Source organism: Kiloniella sp., from assembly GCF_965205715.1.
Lineage (GTDB): Bacteria > Pseudomonadota > Alphaproteobacteria > Kiloniellales > Kiloniellaceae > Kiloniella.
Window position 1 is genome coordinate 639,437 of sequence record NZ_CBDBHW010000013.1, and the last position, 17,373, is coordinate 656,809.

A 17,373-nucleotide genomic window follows, 5' to 3' on the forward strand; every position below is an offset into this window, starting at 1 on the left:
AATAAAAAAAGGAGTTCGCGTTTACACGCGAACTCCAGTCCCAGCAATGGGCGGGAATGGGGTGCGGCCCCTTTCCAAGTACGTTAAGCCGTCCCTTGCCTAACATACGCGCCCTATGAGGACGGAGAGATCAGATAAATGAGACACCCAGCAATGGCCTCATCTGGTCTATCCGCTGTAGCGACCTATTCGGCCGCGTCTCGATAGCTCTCGATTGAAGGGCAAGAGCAAACTAAGTTTCGATCACCATAGACGTTATCGACCCGCCCAACTGGTGCCCAATATTTACCATCACGCAAAGCTTCGACAGGATATGCAGCTTCTTGGCGTGTATAGGGATGATCCCAAGTCTCAGACAACATGGATGCCGCAGTATGTGGTGCATTGCACAACATATTGTCTTCCAGTGGCAGTTCACCCGAAGCAACCCGACCGATCTCTTTACGAATAGCAATCATGGCATCAGCCAAACGATCGATTTCGTACTTTGATTCTGATTCAGTAGGTTCAATCATTAGAGTACCCGGCACAGGGAATGACATTGTCGGTGCGTGGAAACCATAATCAATCAAACGCTTGGCGATATCATCAACAGTAACACCGATATCGTCTTTGATCGGGCGCACATCGATAATGCACTCATGCGCCACCATACCGTTCTTTGAGCTGTAAAGAACTGGATAGTGATCAGAGAGGCGTTTTGCCAAATAATTTGCATTCAGGATTGCCATTTGGGTGGCTTTTTTCAAACCAGCAGCGCCCATAAGCTTTAGATAGCTCCAGGTAATTGGCAGAATACTGGCAGAGCCCCAAGGAGCCGACGTTACGGCACCTTGACCGGTTTCAGGACCTGCTTCTGCAACGAGCGAATGGTTTGGCAAGAAAGGAGCGAGGTGTTTACCAACACCAATTGGACCGACACCCGGGCCACCCCCGCCATGAGGAATGCAGAATGTTTTGTGCAGATTGAGGTGAGACACATCGCCACCAAAATGTCCTGGCTTGGCAAGCCCAACCATCGCATTCATGTTTGCGCCGTCAACATAGACCTGACCACCGAAATCATGAACAATGCTACAGGTTTTACGCACCTCTTCTTCGAACACACCGTGCGTAGAAGGATAAGTAATCATCACCGCTGCGAGATTTTCCTGGTGCTTTTCAGCCTTCGCATAAAGATCTTCGTTATCGACGTAACCTTCATCGTCACAGTTGACAACCACAACTTTCATGCCAGCAAGCGCAGCAGACGCCGGGTTCGTACCGTGTGCCGATGCAGGGATCAGGCAAATGTTACGTTGGAAATCACCGCGGCTCTCGTGGTATTTACGTATAGCAAGCAGACCTGCGTATTCACCCTGAGAACCAGAATTTGGCTGAAGAGATACTGCGTCATATCCTGTGACCTCAACCAGCATATCTTCAAGATCTTTAATCAGCTCAACGTATCCTTGAGCTTGATCGAGAGGAACAAACGGATGGATTTCTCCAAACTCTGGCCAGGTGATAGGAATCATTTCTGTCACAGCATTGAGTTTCATTGTACATGAACCCAATGGGATCATCGCGCGATCCAAGCCGATGTCTTTATCACACAACTTCCGCAAATAACGCATCATCTCAGTTTCTGAGTGATAGCTGTTAAACGTCGGATGGGTGAGAAAATCAGTACGCCGCGTAAGCGCCGACGGAAGATTACTGTCAGTTGTCTTATCTAGTGCTGCTACTGTTTGACCATCAACACCAAAGATAGACCAGAGAACATCGATATCTTCGCGAGTTGAAGTTTCGTCAAAAGAGACGCCCAATGTATCACCATCGATAACCCGGAGGTTCATCTTGTTATCGCGCGCTTTCGCTGCGATATCGTCGGCTTTACCAGAAACTTTAATCGATAAGGTATCAAAAAATGCTTCATGCAGAAGCTCAATACCACCAGCTTTAAGACCAGCAGCAAAAATGGATGCTAGGCGAGATACCCGACGCGCAATAGTCTTAAGGCCTTCTGGCCCATGATACGTTGCATAAAACCCTGCCATATTGGCGAGTAGAGCCTGAGCAGTACAAATATTACTTGTCGCTTTATCACGGCGAATGTGCTGTTCACGAGTCTGCAGAGCCATACGCAAAGCAGGTTCTCCATGAGAATCCACCGACATGCCAACCAGACGCGCTGGAATTGAACGCTTATAAGAATCATGCGTCGCAAAATATCCTGCGTGCGGGCCACCAAATCCCATCGGCACCCCAAAACGCTGCGCTGAGCCAATGGCAAAATCAGCACCGAGTTCACCGGGGCTCTTGATAAGGGTCAGTGCCAATAAATCAGCAGCCAAACCAGCAAGGCCTTTGTTGCTTTGGATAGCAGCGATGAGGTCGCTATAATCATCAATCCGTCCAGAAACCCCTGGGTATTGGAAGAGAGCACCATAAACAGCCGTCGGGTCAAGATCCTTACGCGGATCACCAACAACAATTTCATATCCAAGAGCATCAGCACGCGTTTTGATCACGGCAATGCTTTGGGGTAAAAGATCCTGGTCGACGAAGAATACGGTCGCTTTACTTTTGGCTACCCGACGGCAGAAAGCCATCGCTTCGGCTGCGGCAGTTCCCTCATCAAGCATGGAAGAGTTGGCCAACTCCATACCTGAGAGGTCACTAATCATGGTCTGATAATTCAAAACCGCCTCTAGGCGCCCTTGGGAAATTTCAGCCTGATATGGCGTATAAGCCGTATACCAACCAGGATTCTCCAAAACGTTTCTTAAGATAACCTTTGGAACGTGTGTACCGTAATACCCCATACCAATGAAAGATTTGAAGACTTTATTCTTCTCAGCAAGCGAACGAGCATGTGCCAGCACATCTACTTCTGTCTGACTACCTTCCATGGCGAGAGCATCTGTCTCACGAATTGCTTCTGGTACAGTTTTGTCGGAAAGCTCTTCCAGAGATCCCAGACCAAGCAGTGCTAGCATTTCGATCTGCTCAGCATCATTAGGACCGATGTGGCGACGAACAAAGTCCGTTTTCTGTTCCAAGTCCACAAGAGACATTTTTGTATCAGACATGGCGAATTCCTTAATCATCAGACAAATGCCCAGCCCCAGAGGGGCTGGTATCAATCAAACGCACTCGTTAGTGCAATCTTTCAATAAAACGGGGTACCCAGACGTATTAGCCCTGGCCTTCAACGAAAGTTTTATAGGCGTCCGCGTCCATCAACTCTTCGAGCTGTGCAGGGTCGGAAATTTTAACTTTATAAAACCAACCTTCGCCCATAGGAGCAGAGTTCACTAGGCTTGGCTCATCAGCCAATGCTTCGTTACCTTCGATTACTTCACCATCACAAATGGCAAGAACTTCACTCGCAGCCTTCACTGATTCGACCACTGCAGCTTCATCACCCTGCTCGAGATCTTTACCTTCGTCTGGAACTTCAACGAAGACAACATCGCCGAGCTGCTCTTGAGCAAATTCTGTGATCCCAACCGTGCCAATGTCTCCATCAACAACGATCCATTCGTGGTCTTCACTGAATTTAACTTCGCTCATAATCCTGATCCTTTAATTTACATTTTTATTTACGGGCTTCGAAATTGGGACGTAGCCCTGTTTTATAGAGGGTATTTCCCTCAGAAATTCAGTCCAAAGGGACTTTACCCACGGAAATAACTTTTCTGTTCAAATGGCATCTTCACGACACGGCAAGGCATTTCCTTACCGCGCACCAACGCGTTCAAAGCAGTGTCCGGCGTTTTGTAATCAGAAGCGACATAAGCAATAGCAATGGGGCCACCAACAGATGGGCCGAAGCCGCCACTTGTAACTTTTCCAACAACTTCGCCACCGGCATTCGCAATCTCAACACCTGCGCGAAGCGGTGCACGCCCTTCAGGGAGAATGCCAACCAACCGACGCGGAGCGCCATCAGCGATTTGCTTTAAAATGACATCATCACCGGGGAAGCCGCCTTCGGCACGGCGGCGTTTTTGAATTGCCCAAATAAGACCAGCTTCGATTGGTGTCGTGGTGGTGTCGATATCGTTGCCATATAGGCAAAGCCCGGCTTCCATGCGAAGAGAATCACGCGCTCCAAGACCAGAAACTTCGACTTCAGGTTCCTCTAGCAGGCGGCGAACAATGCCGTCAGCCTTATCGCCAGGAATTGCGATTTCATAACCATCTTCACCTGTGTAACCCGAACGGCTTACCTGGCAGCTGACACCTTCTATTTCCAAAGACATGAAGGTCATAAACTTCATATCGGCACAGCGGGCATCAAAACGAGCCAGAACATCAACAGATTTTGGCCCCTGAAGAGCGATCAACGCATTATCGTACTCGACTTCAACTTCAACCTGATCGCCAATTTTGGATTTGATATGAGCAATATCTGCGTCTTTACAGGCAGCGTTAATTACCAAGCTTAATCCACCGGGCACTTTGGTGATCATAAGATCATCTAAAATGCCACCGGATTCATTGGTGAAGAAACTATAGCGAATTGAGTTTTCGGCCAAATTGGCTAAATCGGCTGGTAATAGGCTTTCAAGTGCCGGGATCGCATTTTCGCCCATCAAACGAACAATACCCATATGAGACACATCAAAAATAGCCGCTGCAGTACGGGTATGTTTGTGCTCGGTCATGATACCGGCAGGGTATTGAACAGGCATGGAATAACCTGCGAAAGGAACCATTTTGGCACCCAGTTCCACATGCAGGTCATAAAGGGGTGTTTTTTTAAGATCTTCCGACATTACCAAGCTCCAGAACACAAAGGACAAAACACAATAGTCAACTGACTATCGCATCCCCCTCTGTCTTCGAACCTGAGAGATTCACAAAGAAAAATGTCCTTTGCTTACTCCGTCGGTGCTTTACGTGATGCAAAGCTTTCCAGAGTTGCCTGCCTCTGCGGTCCGTGTGCCTGAGAGTTTCCGGGGCGGTTGCTCCTTCGGCGCCATTTAAAAATTTCCTGTAAGAAACTTTTTAATAGACTCTCCCGCGAGAGGTATTACGGCAAGTTATCAAATTGTATCACTACAAGTTGATTTCTATTGGTTTACGCTGTTCTGAAGAAAAGTCAACTACACACGACACAATTTTAAGTGATCGCGACAAGTCTCATTTGATTACAAACACTTATTTCCTAAAGGAAATTAAAAAAGAACCGGCTTTTAGAAATGACACGATCGGAAACAAATCAACTTAGGTAGATTCGTGCCCACAGAAAAACCGTCCCACAATCGACTTTGATAAGCACTTATATTTGGAAAAGAACCGTCTGTTTATAGCTTGGTTCTATTGTAATAAAGCTCACTTCGAGAAAGCTCAAAACCAATAAAGATTATGTAATCTTCACCCGTATCCCCGCGCCCCAATGTAATTGAAGGATAAATATTATCAACAATTGCGACCGAAGTCCTGTTACCCTCGAAAGGAGCAACAAGCGAGAAAGATTCTCTGGATAAAATCTTGCGATCTTGTGTTGCAACAGCAACAAAATAATTAAACTGGGCCCCACCATCGCTCGCAGGTCCCTGATTAAGTTCAAACCGCACCACAACTTGATTGTGCAGTCTGCCAGTCTCTTCATCCAGCTTACAGCCGCCGACAAAATTATTGATCGAGGCCTCAAAGGTTACATCGGTTAAATCACGGCCGTTACCCTGGAAACGGGTCATTTCTTGCGCTTCTTTAAGAACAATAATTTCAGGGCAAGCTGGCGGGGCTTTTTCTGGTTCGATTATTCCACAGCCAGCAAGCCCGAACAATGTAACTACAGCCAAAGAAGGCATAGATAACAGACGCGATACTGACCAATTCGTTAAACGACCCATAAACATTTTAATCCCATATTTAAAACCGGGGGCAATAATATGCCGGCCTCTTTCCTACTCATCGTAGCTATATCGAAAAGCTTCGTGAATGATTCGCGGCAACTTTAACGACTATTTGTATCGTTGCAAAGCATGAACGCATGCTTGTTTTTTTTACACTAAGGCAACTCTTGCTGTCTTTAAGGCTTTTCTAGCCTTGAGCTGTGTATTAGTTTGGCCCAGAATCAAGATGAGCTATTCTCTTGGCAAAATATGGATAAGCTTCATGACGAAACCAACTCTTACCGTTTTACTCGCAAGCCCAAGAGGTTTTTGCGCTGGCGTAGATCGGGCAATTGAAATTGTTGAACGCGCTTTAGTCAAACATGGTGCACCCGTTTATGTACGACACGAGATTGTCCATAATCGGTATGTCGTGGAGAACTTAGAACAAAAAGGAGCAATTTTTGTTCAAGAGATCGATGAAGTGCCAGAAGGGCTGCCTGTAATTTTTTCAGCCCACGGGGTTCCGAAATCTGTACCTGCGGCCGCTCAAGCGCGTGAACTCCTATATTTTGATGCCACTTGTCCGCTCGTGAGTAAGGTCCATAGAGAAGCCGAACGACACGAAAAAGATGGAAGGCAAGTTATCCTTATTGGTCATGCCGGACACCCTGAGGTTATTGGAACTATGGGGCAAATCGATGAAGGCTCTATTGTTCTGGTCGAAACCGAACAAGATGCAGAACAGCTAGAAGTCCCAGATCCCGAAAATCTAGCTTACGTCACACAAACAACTCTCTCTGTCGATGACACTGCATCCATTGTAAAGGTACTGTTGCGCAGGTTTCCCAACATGCTGGAGCCGAAAAAAGAAGACATTTGCTACGCCACAACAAATAGGCAAGAAGCGGTAAAGGCAATTGCCAAACGTTGTGATGCCCTCCTTGTCATTGGCGCTCCTAATTCGTCTAACTCGAAAAGATTGGTGGAAGTCGCCTTCAAACAGGGCTGTGAAAAATCAGCGCTCGTTCAACGCGCTGTTGACATTAAGTGGGATCAGTTATCCGGGGTAAGCACCCTTGGCATTACAGCAGGAGCTTCTGCACCGGAAATATTAGTTGAAGAAGTAATCGCGGCCTGCAATGAACACTTTGATGTAACCATTGAAGAAATTAATATCCGCGATGAAAATGTGGTCTTTAGAGTTCCCAAGACCCTGTTGGACACTACAGCAAACAAAGAAATTCACTGAGACATCAATGGCCGTATATACAGAAGTTCCCGACGATGAAGTCGAAGCCTTTATCACTGAATATGATATCGGCGATGTTCTTTCCCTCAAAGGGATCGCCGAAGGAGTTGAAAACTCTAACTACATTCTTCATACAACCCAGGGATTCTATATCCTCACTCTTTATGAAAAGCGTGTCGAAAAAGCTGATCTGCCTTTTTTCTTAGGTTACATGCAGCATCTCGCGGCAAAGGGAATCTCATGCCCGGTTCCCATTCCCGGGAAAGATGGTAATAATTTACGTGAACTCTGTGGTCGGCCTGCTGCTATAACAGCATTTCTTGAAGGCATGTGGCCCCGACGCATTCAACCATACCACTGTCGAGCACTCGGCCGCACAATGGCTGAAATGCATCTTGCTGGACAAGATTTCAAAATTGAAAGACCGAACTCTCTGTCAGTTAATGGTTGGAAGGAAGTTCTGAAAGCCTGTGAAGACAAAGGAGAACAAGTCAAGTCAGGATTGACCAAGACGCTTCAGGATGAATTTAATTTTCTTGCCGCTAACTGGCCCGCAAACCTACCCAAAGGTGTTATTCATGCGGATATGTTCCAGGATAACGTCTTTTTTATCCATGAAAAATTATCAGGTGTAATCGACTTCTATTTTGCCTGTAATGACCTGCTCGCTTATGAAATCGCTATTTGCCTAAACGCATGGTGTTTTGAATTAGACAATTCCTTCAATATCACCAAAGCACAATTACTTATTAAAGCTTACCAAGAGGTTCGCCCCCTTTCAGAATCAGAACTTAAAGCACTCCCAATTCTTGCTCGTGGCGCTTCCTTACGCTTTTTACTGACACGATTGTATGATTGGATAAATCATCCTGAAGGGGCTTTTGTTAAACCAAAAGATCCGCTGGAATACCTCAACAAATTAAAATTTCATCAGTCAGTTAAAAACGTTTCAGATTATGGGATCTCTTTATGAACAATAAAACGCCAGTAAATATTTATACTGATGGCGCCTGTTCTGGTAACCCCGGCCCAGGCGGTTGGGGCGCTCTTATGCTCTACAAAGATAATGAAAAAGAGCTCTGTGGGGGAGAAGCAGAAACAACAAATAATCGCATGGAACTTCAGGGAGCTATATCAGCGTTAAATGCGCTCAAAAAGCCTGCTTACGTCATACTGACGACAGATAGTGTTTATGTAAAAGACGGTATCACCAAATGGATATTTAACTGGCAAAAAAATGGCTGGAAAACAGCCAATAAAAAGCCCGTGAAGAATGTCGAGCTATGGAAGCAGCTTGTCGAAGCCTTAAAAATTCACGATGTAGAATGGCGGTGGGTCAAGGGACACGCTGGTCATCCAGAAAATGAGCGTGCAGATGAGCTCGCACGCCAAGGCATGGCTTCTTATAAATAAGGCCATTCCATAAAACCTTTCGAAAAGGGCTGTTTTAGCCCCTCACGATTAAGACCCTTTTGGGTTTTCCAGAATTCTCAGTAGAGCCTGAGGATCCTTGTTTGCTTGGGCCTGCACAGCAAGTTGAACTTCGTTTAAAACCTTAGAAGTCACAAGACTGGTTACCTTAGCTGCTACATCAGCATCTGCAAGAGCAGAATTTGCTGCTGCAACATTCTCAATTTGACTGGCGATATTTTCACCCGCGACCTCAAATAGAGAAATAGAAGCCCCGAGTTCAGCTCGAAAACCACTGACTGTTGTAATCGCAGTATCAATAGCCCCAACAGCGGCCGTCGCATTGGCAACTGTATCAACTGTAAGACCAGAAATTCCAAGGGCCGCGCCCGTCGCATCCACATTATCAAGAGATATTGCGTCACCCGGATCTGTGCCAACAAGGAAATTTTGGTTATTGGTATTGTCCAACAGGCCCTGGCCATTAAACTTAGTTTGCTCTGCTATTTGGGTAATCTCATCCCGAATTTGAACAAACTCAGCATTAATAGCTGATAGACTAGCAGGGTCCTGGCTTCCGGATAAAGCTTGTACAGCAAGCTCTTTTAGTCTGATCAAACCATCAGAGATCCGTTGAAGACCTCCATCAGCGATTTGTCCGATACTCCCGCCTTGAGCGGCAGTTGCTGCGTTCTGATTAAGAACAACAGTATCAGCTTGTAATACGGTAGATATCGCTAGAGAAGCCGCTGCATCAGAAGCTCTTGGAATGTTAGATCCGCTTGCTAATTTATTGATGTTAGTTTGTTGCAAACGTGTGTTCTGCAACGACGCCGCACCAAACGACGCGCCATTAACGGTAGGCATTTGACCGTCTCCAATACTTAGAGAGTGTTACGCGCATACCTGCGCACTGCACCAATACTTGTTGTACATAATACGCGATTATGAGAAAAAATCAATTATTTACACTTTCAAATAGATTTAAATTTTAATTAATTTTATTTCAAAGTTCTCAATATTTTTTTCATTTCTCGCTAAGCATTTTGTTTTCATGTGAAAACAGGGCCCAAATAGCGAATAAAAAGTCATTTCGACTATCTGGCGAACGAGAATCAAAACCAACTACAAGTTGTGTATTAATCAATTTACTACATACTGAATTTCTTATTTTTAAACTAAAACTCTTAGTGTTTCAGTTAAAGATCGGGAAAGTTCATGCCAAAGATCACTACCAAAAAGAAGATCAAGTTCGTATTTTCTTTCCTTATGCTTGCGCTCCCCTGCTCCTTGTCCACCCATGCAGCTGCGCAATTAAATGTAGATTTGGAATTAATACTCGCTATAGATTGCTCTTACAGCGTAGATCAAACTGAATATACCATGCAGATGGAAGGTATCGCTTATGCCCTGCGATCCCCTGAAATTCATGACGCGGTAAAAATTGGCAAACATCAACGCATTGGAATTACTCTAGTCCAGTGGTCCAATACATCAAATCAATCCGTCATACTTCCCTGGTCTGTCATCGGTTCCAGCGCTTCTTTAGAGGAGCTTGCGACCGAGATCGAACAACTCCCTCGAGCAGTTCCAATTGGATCGACTTCTATCTCTGCAGTTATTGCGAAATCAATGCATTTATTTGCAACAAGCCCATTTCAAAGTAATCGCCAGGTCTTGGACATTTCGGGGTATGGACGAAATAATGATGGCGTCCCCCCACATTTTTTGAGAGATGTTGCCAACTCTAGGGGGATCACAATTAATGGCCTTGCAATCACAGATGAAATTCCATCACTGCATTACTATTTTAAAAAAGAAGTCATTGGTGGATATGGCAGCTTTGTAATCAAAGCAAATTCTTACAGCGATTATAAACGTGCCATGCTGGAAAAACTGATCCGGGAGATTGGAAACCTTCCCATTGCAAGTAACCAACATCCGTGGCCAACCCTAAAATAAACACCTGAAGACAAGAAAGGGGTTTTTCTTTTCCTCAGGCGCTTATTCATTACAAATCTTTTAAAAGAACTTCGGCACTGGAAAACTCGTACCCACCTGCATCTTCTGTATGAAGGGCTGTCACTGCACCATCTTTAATCAACATCGAGAATCGTGCAGATCGCGTTCCTAGCCCGGCACCAGATGCATCAATGGTCAGCCCGAAAGAACGGGCAAGTTCACAATCAGCATCTGCAATCATAAAAATATCACCTTCTGTATCCAAGAGTTCTCCCCAGGCCTGCATAACAAAAGGATCGTTTACTGACATACAGGCGATAACATCGACGCCTTTGTTTTTGAACGATTGAGCGTTTGATTTAAAACTCGGGAAATGTTTTTCCTGACACGTCGGCGTATAGGCTCCTGGTACAGAAAAAAGAGCAATGGTTTTACCGGCACAAAATTCGGCAAAATTCAACTTATTCACGCCATCAGCGTCTTTATTCCAAACAGAAACAGAGGACACCCTATCCCCAACAGCAATTGTCATTTTTGAAGATCCTAAAAGATATAATTAAATTTGATTTACTGTTGCAGAGAAGCAGCCTGATCAAAAGCCTTTTTTGTCTGATCAAGAGTAAGCAGTTCAGAGAGAATAATCCCCTCGGGTGCACCGGGTCCATAGACTATATTGAAGGGGATACCATATCGATCATATCGTTTCAGATAGGCCGTTATTTCTTCACTTGGCAGGGTCCAATCTGCCAGCATGGGAACCACCTTGTCCTCCGTCAGGCGAGACTGGATTTCATCTGTATCAAGAACGAGTTTTTTGTTTACCTGACATGTAATGCACCAGTCAGCCGTAACATCGACAAAAACGACCTTACCCAAACGAACATGACTGGCGATATCTGCCTCGTTAAAATCCTGCCATACTTCTGATCTTAATGTTTGTTGTGGAGCCTCAGCTAAACCATAAGGAACAACCATCGAAAGAAGAGCCAGAATGCCCACAAGAGTTATCCGGTGGAACATCGATACCTTTTGCATGGCTAATACGATCAGGCCAATAAGCAAAAGAATTGCAACAGCCATCGTCGCAACCATTCCGACTTGGACATAAAGAACGCTTAAGAGCCAAACAGTCGTACCCAACAACATCAAACCCAACACGACTTTCAGCCATACCATCCACTTACCAGGTTTTGGGAGTACACTCGCAAGCTCTGGCTTTACAGCGACAAGAAGATAGGGGATCGACATCCCGATACCTAAGAAGGTGAATATTCCAAAAATTTCAAGCGTCCCTCTTGCCAAGGCAAAACCGACAGCTGTTCCCAAGAATGGTGCCGAACAAGGGGTTGCCAACAGAGTTGCGAACATTCCCTTGAGAAAATCTCCAGAGTTACCTTTGCGATCAGTTACTGTGATTGCTTTATCGGTAAACGCGGCAGGGGCAAATACTTCGAACCAGCCAAAAAGATTTGCTGCAAATAAGGTTACTATCCCCCCCATTGCGATGAGGAATAAGGGTTGCTGAAATTGAATCCCCCAACCGACAGAAACACCCGCAGCCTTTAAGCCAATAGCGAGACTAGCCAATAACCAAAAAGACGTAATGATACCTAGGCTTATGGCAAGAAAACTCGTTCTGAGTTCCTTCCCGTCTTTCCCCTCGTGTTTGATTACAGAAAGCAATTTTAAGGACAAAACAGGAAGCACGCAGGGCATAAGATTGAGAATAAAACCACCCAACAAGGCAATAGCTAATATTGTCAATAACTCGCTTGGGCTAGAGCTGCTAAAGCCGGCTACAGAGCCAAATTGCGCAATTTTTTCGACTTCAAATCCTCGAACACCATCGACCAATGAAAGTGTTACTAGCTTGCCCTCAAGAACGCCTTTACTTTCTTTTGCAGTTGTAACGGGAATTACAAACTCTGCGCTTAAAGAATTATCACTTGTTTGAATTTCAGGTTTGGAGAACGAAAACCCAGGGGGCCCCTCGACAATTAAATCAGGGGATTTAAAAGGCGTGTTCTTGGTTGATGCAGTAACAACAAGTTCAAGTGTTTCTCCTTCTCCGCGAAGCACTGAACTTTTAATATTTAAGCCCTCTTCGGCCCCAAGCCCTGGAACTTGACGTACATAAGCTGAAACTATCCCCTCTTCTAATGACGGGAATGCCTCCCCCGCTGGGATACGCATCTCCACTTCAGCATCAAAGGGAATACAGATCTCCTGGCAAAGAAGATAACTCACCTGTCCTTTGATATATGTATCCTTGGATGGGTCTTTTGCTTTCACCTTAAAGGGAAATACAACTTCCTTACTGTATCCGAAAGTTTCCAGGCCAAAGAGAGTAAAACGATGCGGTACCGGCCAGAAAAATTCCCAAGAAGCCAGGTTTTCACTTCCTTCAAGTTCCAAGGAAACGGGAAACCCTGCATCCCCAGGAGTACGCCAATAAGTTTTCCACCCCTCTTCAAGCTCGAACTGAAGCCCGAGCATCACTTCACCTTGTTCACCAAGGGTCTCTTGTCCCGATAACAAACGGACCCGGGAGAAATCCGTCTCAGACCAAGGAGTAAAGGATGCCGATGCAAAGCCAGAAAACGTGACGAGTGCTGTGATAAATACCAAGCAAAGGGTCACAGCCTGGGATAATTTTCTACTTATCCTGCCGTATAATTCCACAGATAATCCCACTGTCATTCCCACGGGCAACCCCACTCGTTCCAAAATTCCTGATCTACTCAATCTGATATTCGCAAATAAAATTGAATTCAGATTCTGTTTCAATCTTTTGTAATTCTTAAAGTATAAACCTATATACTATATAATAATTATAGCTATGCGACGGAATGACCTCTCCAAATTAAGTAGGAGTTGTACATAGAACAGCGATCATTGCCTAAATTGCGCATATTTTTCTCTCCTATATCTGCTCAGGAGGTACGAAATTACAATGACAAGTTCACAAGGTAACGGCTTTTTGACCGGAAAGTTACTTATCGCCATGCCCCAAATGACTGACCCTCGGTTTTCGCGATCAGTAATTTATGTCTGCGCCCACAACGAAGATGGTGCGATGGGCCTTGTCGTCAATCAACTTATTGAAAGCCTTACATTTGTAGATCTTCTTGAACAATTGGGAATTAAGAAGACTGATGCGGCATCTCAAATCCGTGTCCATTTTGGCGGCCCCGTAGAGTGCGGACGTGGCTTTGTCTTACATAGCAGTGAATATCAGCAAGACAGTACAATGCTTGTCGCAGGAACAATTGCCATGACTGCGACTTTAGATATTCTCAATGATATCGCGAACAATGAAGGACCGAACAAAAGCCTATTAGCCCTTGGCTACGCAGGTTGGGGACCCGGACAACTCACTGAAGAACTACATCAAAATGGTTGGTTAATCGCCGATCATGACGAAGATATTCTCTTCGGATCGGACCTGATAAATAAATGGGATTTAGCGATGTCGAAAATTGGGATTGATCCCAATTTGTTATCATCAGAATCAGCGCACGCCTGAACCTCACATATTATAAAATTTATAACTTCAATAGATCGTAATTAAATACGACCTTTAACCCAGCCCTTACGAGACAATCTAGGATCACTTTGCAAGAGCGCAAAGGTAATATGATCTTGCCACATACCATTAATCCTTAGATATCCTCGCGCATGCCCCTCTTCCTTAAACCCAACCTTACACAAAACCGCTTTACTTGAATCATTATGCTCCAAACAAGCGGCTTCCAAACGGTGGAGGCCAAGCTCTTCAAAGGCATAATCGATAAGGGTAGATAAAATCTCTGTCATGTAACCTTTACCCGCATGAACTTCGCCCATCCAATAACCGATGGTTCCCATGTGTGCGGCACCCCGGCGGACATTACCCAGAGTTATTCCCCCCAGCAGCCGATCATCAACTCGGGAAAAGGCATAAAATGTATAGCTGGCATCATGCCGCCAATCCATCCTGTAAACACGGAGCTTTTCCTTATAGGACGGCTTACTAAGGTTATCTTGAGACCAAGTGGGCTCCCAGGGCGTCAAAAAACTTCTGCTCATACGTCGGAGTTCTGCCCACTCTTTCCAGTCACCTGTCTGGGGTGCACGCAAGTATACGCGCTCATTCGTCAAGCGAAGCCTGCGCATATCCCAATGGCCCATCCCACTTAGTAACATCAGGCCACGAACCTCTTTTCCAGCAGATCATTACTCTCCAGATTTTTAAGCGGGCCTAAAGCTGCCATTGTCATCGGGCTCTTCAACATCTCTTTAGCAAAATCCTGCACGGTATTCACGTCGACAGCATCAATCTTTGCCACGGTTTCCTCTACGGGAATAGAACGATTGAAGATCAAAAGTTGTTGGGCAAGCTGTTCACATCGAACGCCCGTGCTCTCTCGGCCCATTAATATAGAGGCCTTTAGCTGCGTTCTTGCCCTGACGACTTCTTCTTCTGTAATTGAATCTGTTAACTCCAGCATCATGTCAGAAACAACCGGAACCAATTCAGCGATCTCTTTTTCGCCAGTACCTGCATAAATACCAAAAAGGCCATTATCCATAAAACTGGAAGCAAAAGAATAAATTGTATAAACCAGCCCGCGCTTCTCTCTTATCTCCTGGAATAACCGAGACGACATCCCGCCACCAAAAAGGGTAGAGAGAACATTCGAAGCATAATAATCCTGATTGAGATAATCAGTGCCCTTAAAGCCAAGCAAAAAGTGAACCTGTTCCAGATCCCGTTCTTCGCGGAAATCTCCGCCAATATAGCTTGCAGGTTCCAGCACTTTTGGGCCAATCTTTTGAAGACCACCAAATTGATCTTCTGCCAGTTTTACAAACTCACTATGTTCAACTTTCCCCGAAGCACAGACAACCATCGTATCGCTACCATAGTTACTGGACAGATAGCTTCTCAGATCCGTCGAAGAGAGCTGACTGACAACTTCACTTCTGCCGAGAACCGGGCGCCCAAGAGATTGAGAGCTATAGGCAGTTTCTTGAAAGTGATCAAAAATAATGTCATCAGGTGTATCGTTGGCCTGGCCTAACTCCTGAAGGACAACATGACGTTCCTTTTGGAGCTCCTCCTCATCAAACAGGGGCCTTTGGAGAATATCTGCTACCGTGTCCAAAGCGAGGGGAACATCGTCTGATAGAACCTTGGCATAAAAGGCTGTATTTTCACGAGAGGTATAGGCGTTTAATTGGCCGCCGACTGCCTCGATCTCTTCCGCGATATCGTAGGCGGAGCGCTTTTCAGTCCCCTTGAAAACCATATGCTCTAACAAATGAGCAACGCCGTTAACTTCAGCTTGCTCATTCCGAGCACCAACACCTATCCAGGCACCAAGAGAAACAGATTCAACTGAATCCTGTTTATCGGTCGCAACTCGTAATCCATTGGATAGAGTAGAGATTTCAATTGTCATAAGTTAACTGTTTCTCCGGCGGGATAAGACCATTTCTTTTAACTTGTTCAAATCATTGTCCATGACGGTGTACTTTTCTTCCCGATCAAACAAATCTGACATATGTTCGGGAAGCTCTGGGGTAATGCCTGAAGCTTTGTGAACGGCATCCGGGAACTTTGCAGGATGGGCGGTTGCCATACAAACCATTGCAGGAACGTCATCACGTATTTTCGCTTCGGCGGCAGCAACCGCAATCACTGAGTGGGGGTCAAACAGCTCACCGGTTTGTTTGTGGTATTTCTTGATTTCAGAAAGTGTTTGGTCATCATCCAAACGATATGCATCAAACAAGCGCATCGCACGTTGATGGCGCGTAGGCTCAAGATCAAAATTTCCATCATTACGAAACGCGTTCAAAGCAATTTCGACCGCCTCCCCATCGCGATCTAATAGATCAAAAAGCAACCGTTCAAAATTACTCGAAACTTGAATATCCATAGAAGGTGAAAGGCTCGGCTCTACCGGGTTCATGGTCATAGATCCGGTTTGGAAGAACCGTGTCAAAATATCGTTTCTGTTTGAACCGACAACAAGTTGAGAAACAGGTAATCCCATTCGGCCCGCGGCATAGGCTGCGAATACATTGCCAAAATTACCTGTGGGAACAGAAAATCCGATCGGACGATCGGGAGCACCCAGAGCAACACCCGCAGCAAAATAATAGGCAATCTGAGACATGATCCTGGCCCAGTTGATCGAATTCACAGCAGATAAATTAACAGTGTCCCTAAAGTTTTGATCATTGAACATTGCCTTCACATGGTCTTGGCAATCATCAAAGGTGCCTTCGAGAGCAACATTAATGACATTATGCGAAGTAACGGTTGTCATCTGTCTGCGTTGAACTTCTGAAACCCGCCCATGTGGATGCAGGATATAGATGTCGATCTGGTCACGATCCCGGCAGGCTTCGATAGCGGCGGACCCTGTATCACCAGATGTTGCTCCAACAATTGTTATCCGCTCCCCGCGTTGTTTGAGTACATAATCAAACAATCTGCCGAGCATTTGCAGAGCAAAATCCTTAAATGCCAAAGTGGGACCATGGAATAATTCCATCACCCATACGCGCCCGTTAATCTGTTTTAGAGGCGCGACTGCCGTGTGACGGAATTCAGCATAGCTATCTTCAATAATGGCTTTAAGATCTTCGTCTGGAATCACCCCATCAACGAATGGCTTAACAACCCTGAATACGATCTCGGGATAGGGTTTACCAGCCATATCCCGAATTTCATCAGCTGAAAATTCAGGCCAGGTTTCGGGAAGATAAAGGCCACCATCTCTGGCAAGACCTGCCAAAAGAACCTCATCGAAATTAAGGGCATCTGCCTGCCCACGGGTACTGATGTATTTCATGATTTCCTAGACCGTCACTTTTGTAACGAATTTCGTAACTATCAATTCAAGTCAGCAACTTTACTGTGCCCTC

15 protein-coding genes and 2 riboswitches are annotated in these 17,373 nt (G+C 45.4%); of the genes, 5 read left to right on the plus strand and 10 right to left on the minus strand.

Translation table 11 applies throughout. The annotated features are described in order from the left end of the window. Positions 1-185: 185 nt before the first annotated feature. The 4 genes from gcvP to ACOGW3_RS14330 all read right to left on the minus strand — a co-directional run bounded on the left by gcvP (position 186) and on the right by ACOGW3_RS14330 (position 5,849). Positions 186-3,074 carry an aminomethyl-transferring glycine dehydrogenase gene (gene gcvP, locus ACOGW3_RS14315; protein ID WP_419903596.1) on the minus strand — a complete coding sequence of 963 codons (2,889 nt, stop codon included), beginning with the start codon at positions 3,072-3,074 and terminating at the stop codon, positions 186-188. A 106-nt stretch (positions 3,075-3,180) separates the two neighbouring features. After that, positions 3,181-3,558, minus strand: a complete 378-nt coding sequence (gcvH, locus tag ACOGW3_RS14320; protein ID WP_419903597.1) for a glycine cleavage system protein GcvH — start codon at positions 3,556-3,558, stop codon at positions 3,181-3,183. A 104-nt stretch (positions 3,559-3,662) separates the two neighbouring features. Further along, a complete protein-coding gene (gene gcvT / locus ACOGW3_RS14325; protein WP_419903598.1) occupies positions 3,663-4,766 on the minus strand; it encodes a glycine cleavage system aminomethyltransferase GcvT in 1,104 nt (367 codons plus the stop codon). A 53-nt stretch (positions 4,767-4,819) separates the two neighbouring features. After that, a riboswitch (glycine riboswitch) is annotated at positions 4,820-4,914 on the minus strand. Continuing rightward, a riboswitch (glycine riboswitch) is annotated at positions 4,915-5,024 on the minus strand. It abuts the riboswitch before it with no gap. A 273-nt stretch (positions 5,025-5,297) separates the two neighbouring features. Beyond that, a complete protein-coding gene (locus ACOGW3_RS14330) occupies positions 5,298-5,849 on the minus strand; it encodes a hypothetical protein (RefSeq protein ID WP_419903599.1) in 552 nt (183 codons plus the stop codon). 265 nt (positions 5,850-6,114) lie between these two features. On the opposite strand from ACOGW3_RS14330, the gene ispH reads away from it, so the two are divergent. From ispH to rnhA, 3 genes are read left to right on the plus strand one after another with little or no spacing between them, the layout of a single operon-like run. Next, the gene (gene ispH / locus ACOGW3_RS14335) at positions 6,115-7,083 is read left to right on the plus strand and encodes a 4-hydroxy-3-methylbut-2-enyl diphosphate reductase (RefSeq protein ID WP_419903600.1); all 969 of its coding nucleotides are present in this window, start codon (positions 6,115-6,117) and stop codon (positions 7,081-7,083) included. A gap of 7 nt (positions 7,084-7,090) precedes the next feature. Next, positions 7,091-8,056: a homoserine kinase gene (locus ACOGW3_RS14340; protein ID WP_419904060.1), complete on the plus strand. Its 966-nt coding sequence runs from the start codon at positions 7,091-7,093 to the stop codon at positions 8,054-8,056. After that, a complete protein-coding gene (gene rnhA / locus ACOGW3_RS14345) occupies positions 8,053-8,496 on the plus strand; it encodes a ribonuclease HI (protein ID WP_419903601.1) in 444 nt (147 codons plus the stop codon). Before ACOGW3_RS14340 ends, rnhA begins: the two co-directional genes overlap by 4 nt. 48 nt (positions 8,497-8,544) lie before the next feature. Here rnhA and ACOGW3_RS14350 read toward each other — a convergent pair whose 3' ends face one another. After that, positions 8,545-9,360, minus strand: coding sequence for a flagellin (locus ACOGW3_RS14350; protein ID WP_419903602.1), 816 nt, complete (start codon positions 9,358-9,360; stop codon positions 8,545-8,547). Positions 9,361-9,711: 351 nt separating this feature from the next. Here ACOGW3_RS14350 and ACOGW3_RS14355 point away from each other — a divergent pair, with 351 nt between their 5' ends. Further along, positions 9,712-10,455 (plus strand): DUF1194 domain-containing protein, encoded by a 744-nt coding sequence (locus ACOGW3_RS14355; protein WP_419903603.1) that lies wholly within the window; start codon positions 9,712-9,714, stop codon positions 10,453-10,455. Positions 10,456-10,504: 49 nt separating this feature from the next. On the opposite strand, the gene ACOGW3_RS14360 is transcribed toward ACOGW3_RS14355, so the two are convergent. Further along, on the minus strand, positions 10,505-10,987 hold the full coding sequence (locus ACOGW3_RS14360; protein ID WP_419903604.1) for a peroxiredoxin: 483 nt from the start codon (positions 10,985-10,987) through the stop codon (positions 10,505-10,507). A gap of 35 nt (positions 10,988-11,022) precedes the next feature. Beyond that, positions 11,023-13,155 (minus strand): protein-disulfide reductase DsbD family protein, encoded by a 2,133-nt coding sequence (locus tag ACOGW3_RS14365; RefSeq protein WP_419904061.1) that lies wholly within the window; start codon positions 13,153-13,155, stop codon positions 11,023-11,025. A 253-nt stretch (positions 13,156-13,408) separates the two neighbouring features. Between ACOGW3_RS14365 and ACOGW3_RS14370 the strand changes: the two genes are divergently transcribed. Continuing rightward, the gene (locus ACOGW3_RS14370; protein ID WP_419903605.1) at positions 13,409-13,981 is read left to right on the plus strand and encodes a YqgE/AlgH family protein; all 573 of its coding nucleotides are present in this window, start codon (positions 13,409-13,411) and stop codon (positions 13,979-13,981) included. Positions 13,982-14,022: 41 nt separating this feature from the next. Here ACOGW3_RS14370 and ACOGW3_RS14375 read toward each other — a convergent pair whose 3' ends face one another. Genes ACOGW3_RS14375 through thrC form a run of 3 tightly spaced genes read right to left on the minus strand, consistent with a single transcriptional unit; the run spans position 14,023 to position 17,300 of the window. Beyond that, complete coding sequence (locus tag ACOGW3_RS14375) at positions 14,023-14,640, minus strand: GNAT family N-acetyltransferase (RefSeq protein ID WP_419903606.1); 618 nt, start codon at positions 14,638-14,640, stop codon at positions 14,023-14,025. Beyond that, positions 14,640-15,899, minus strand: a complete 1,260-nt coding sequence (locus tag ACOGW3_RS14380) for a M16 family metallopeptidase (protein WP_419903607.1) — start codon at positions 15,897-15,899, stop codon at positions 14,640-14,642. Before ACOGW3_RS14380 ends, ACOGW3_RS14375 begins: the two co-directional genes overlap by 1 nt. Positions 15,900-15,902: 3 nt before the next feature. Continuing rightward, on the minus strand, positions 15,903-17,300 hold the full coding sequence (gene thrC, locus ACOGW3_RS14385; RefSeq protein ID WP_419903608.1) for a threonine synthase: 1,398 nt from the start codon (positions 17,298-17,300) through the stop codon (positions 15,903-15,905). Positions 17,301-17,373 lie beyond the last annotated feature (73 nt).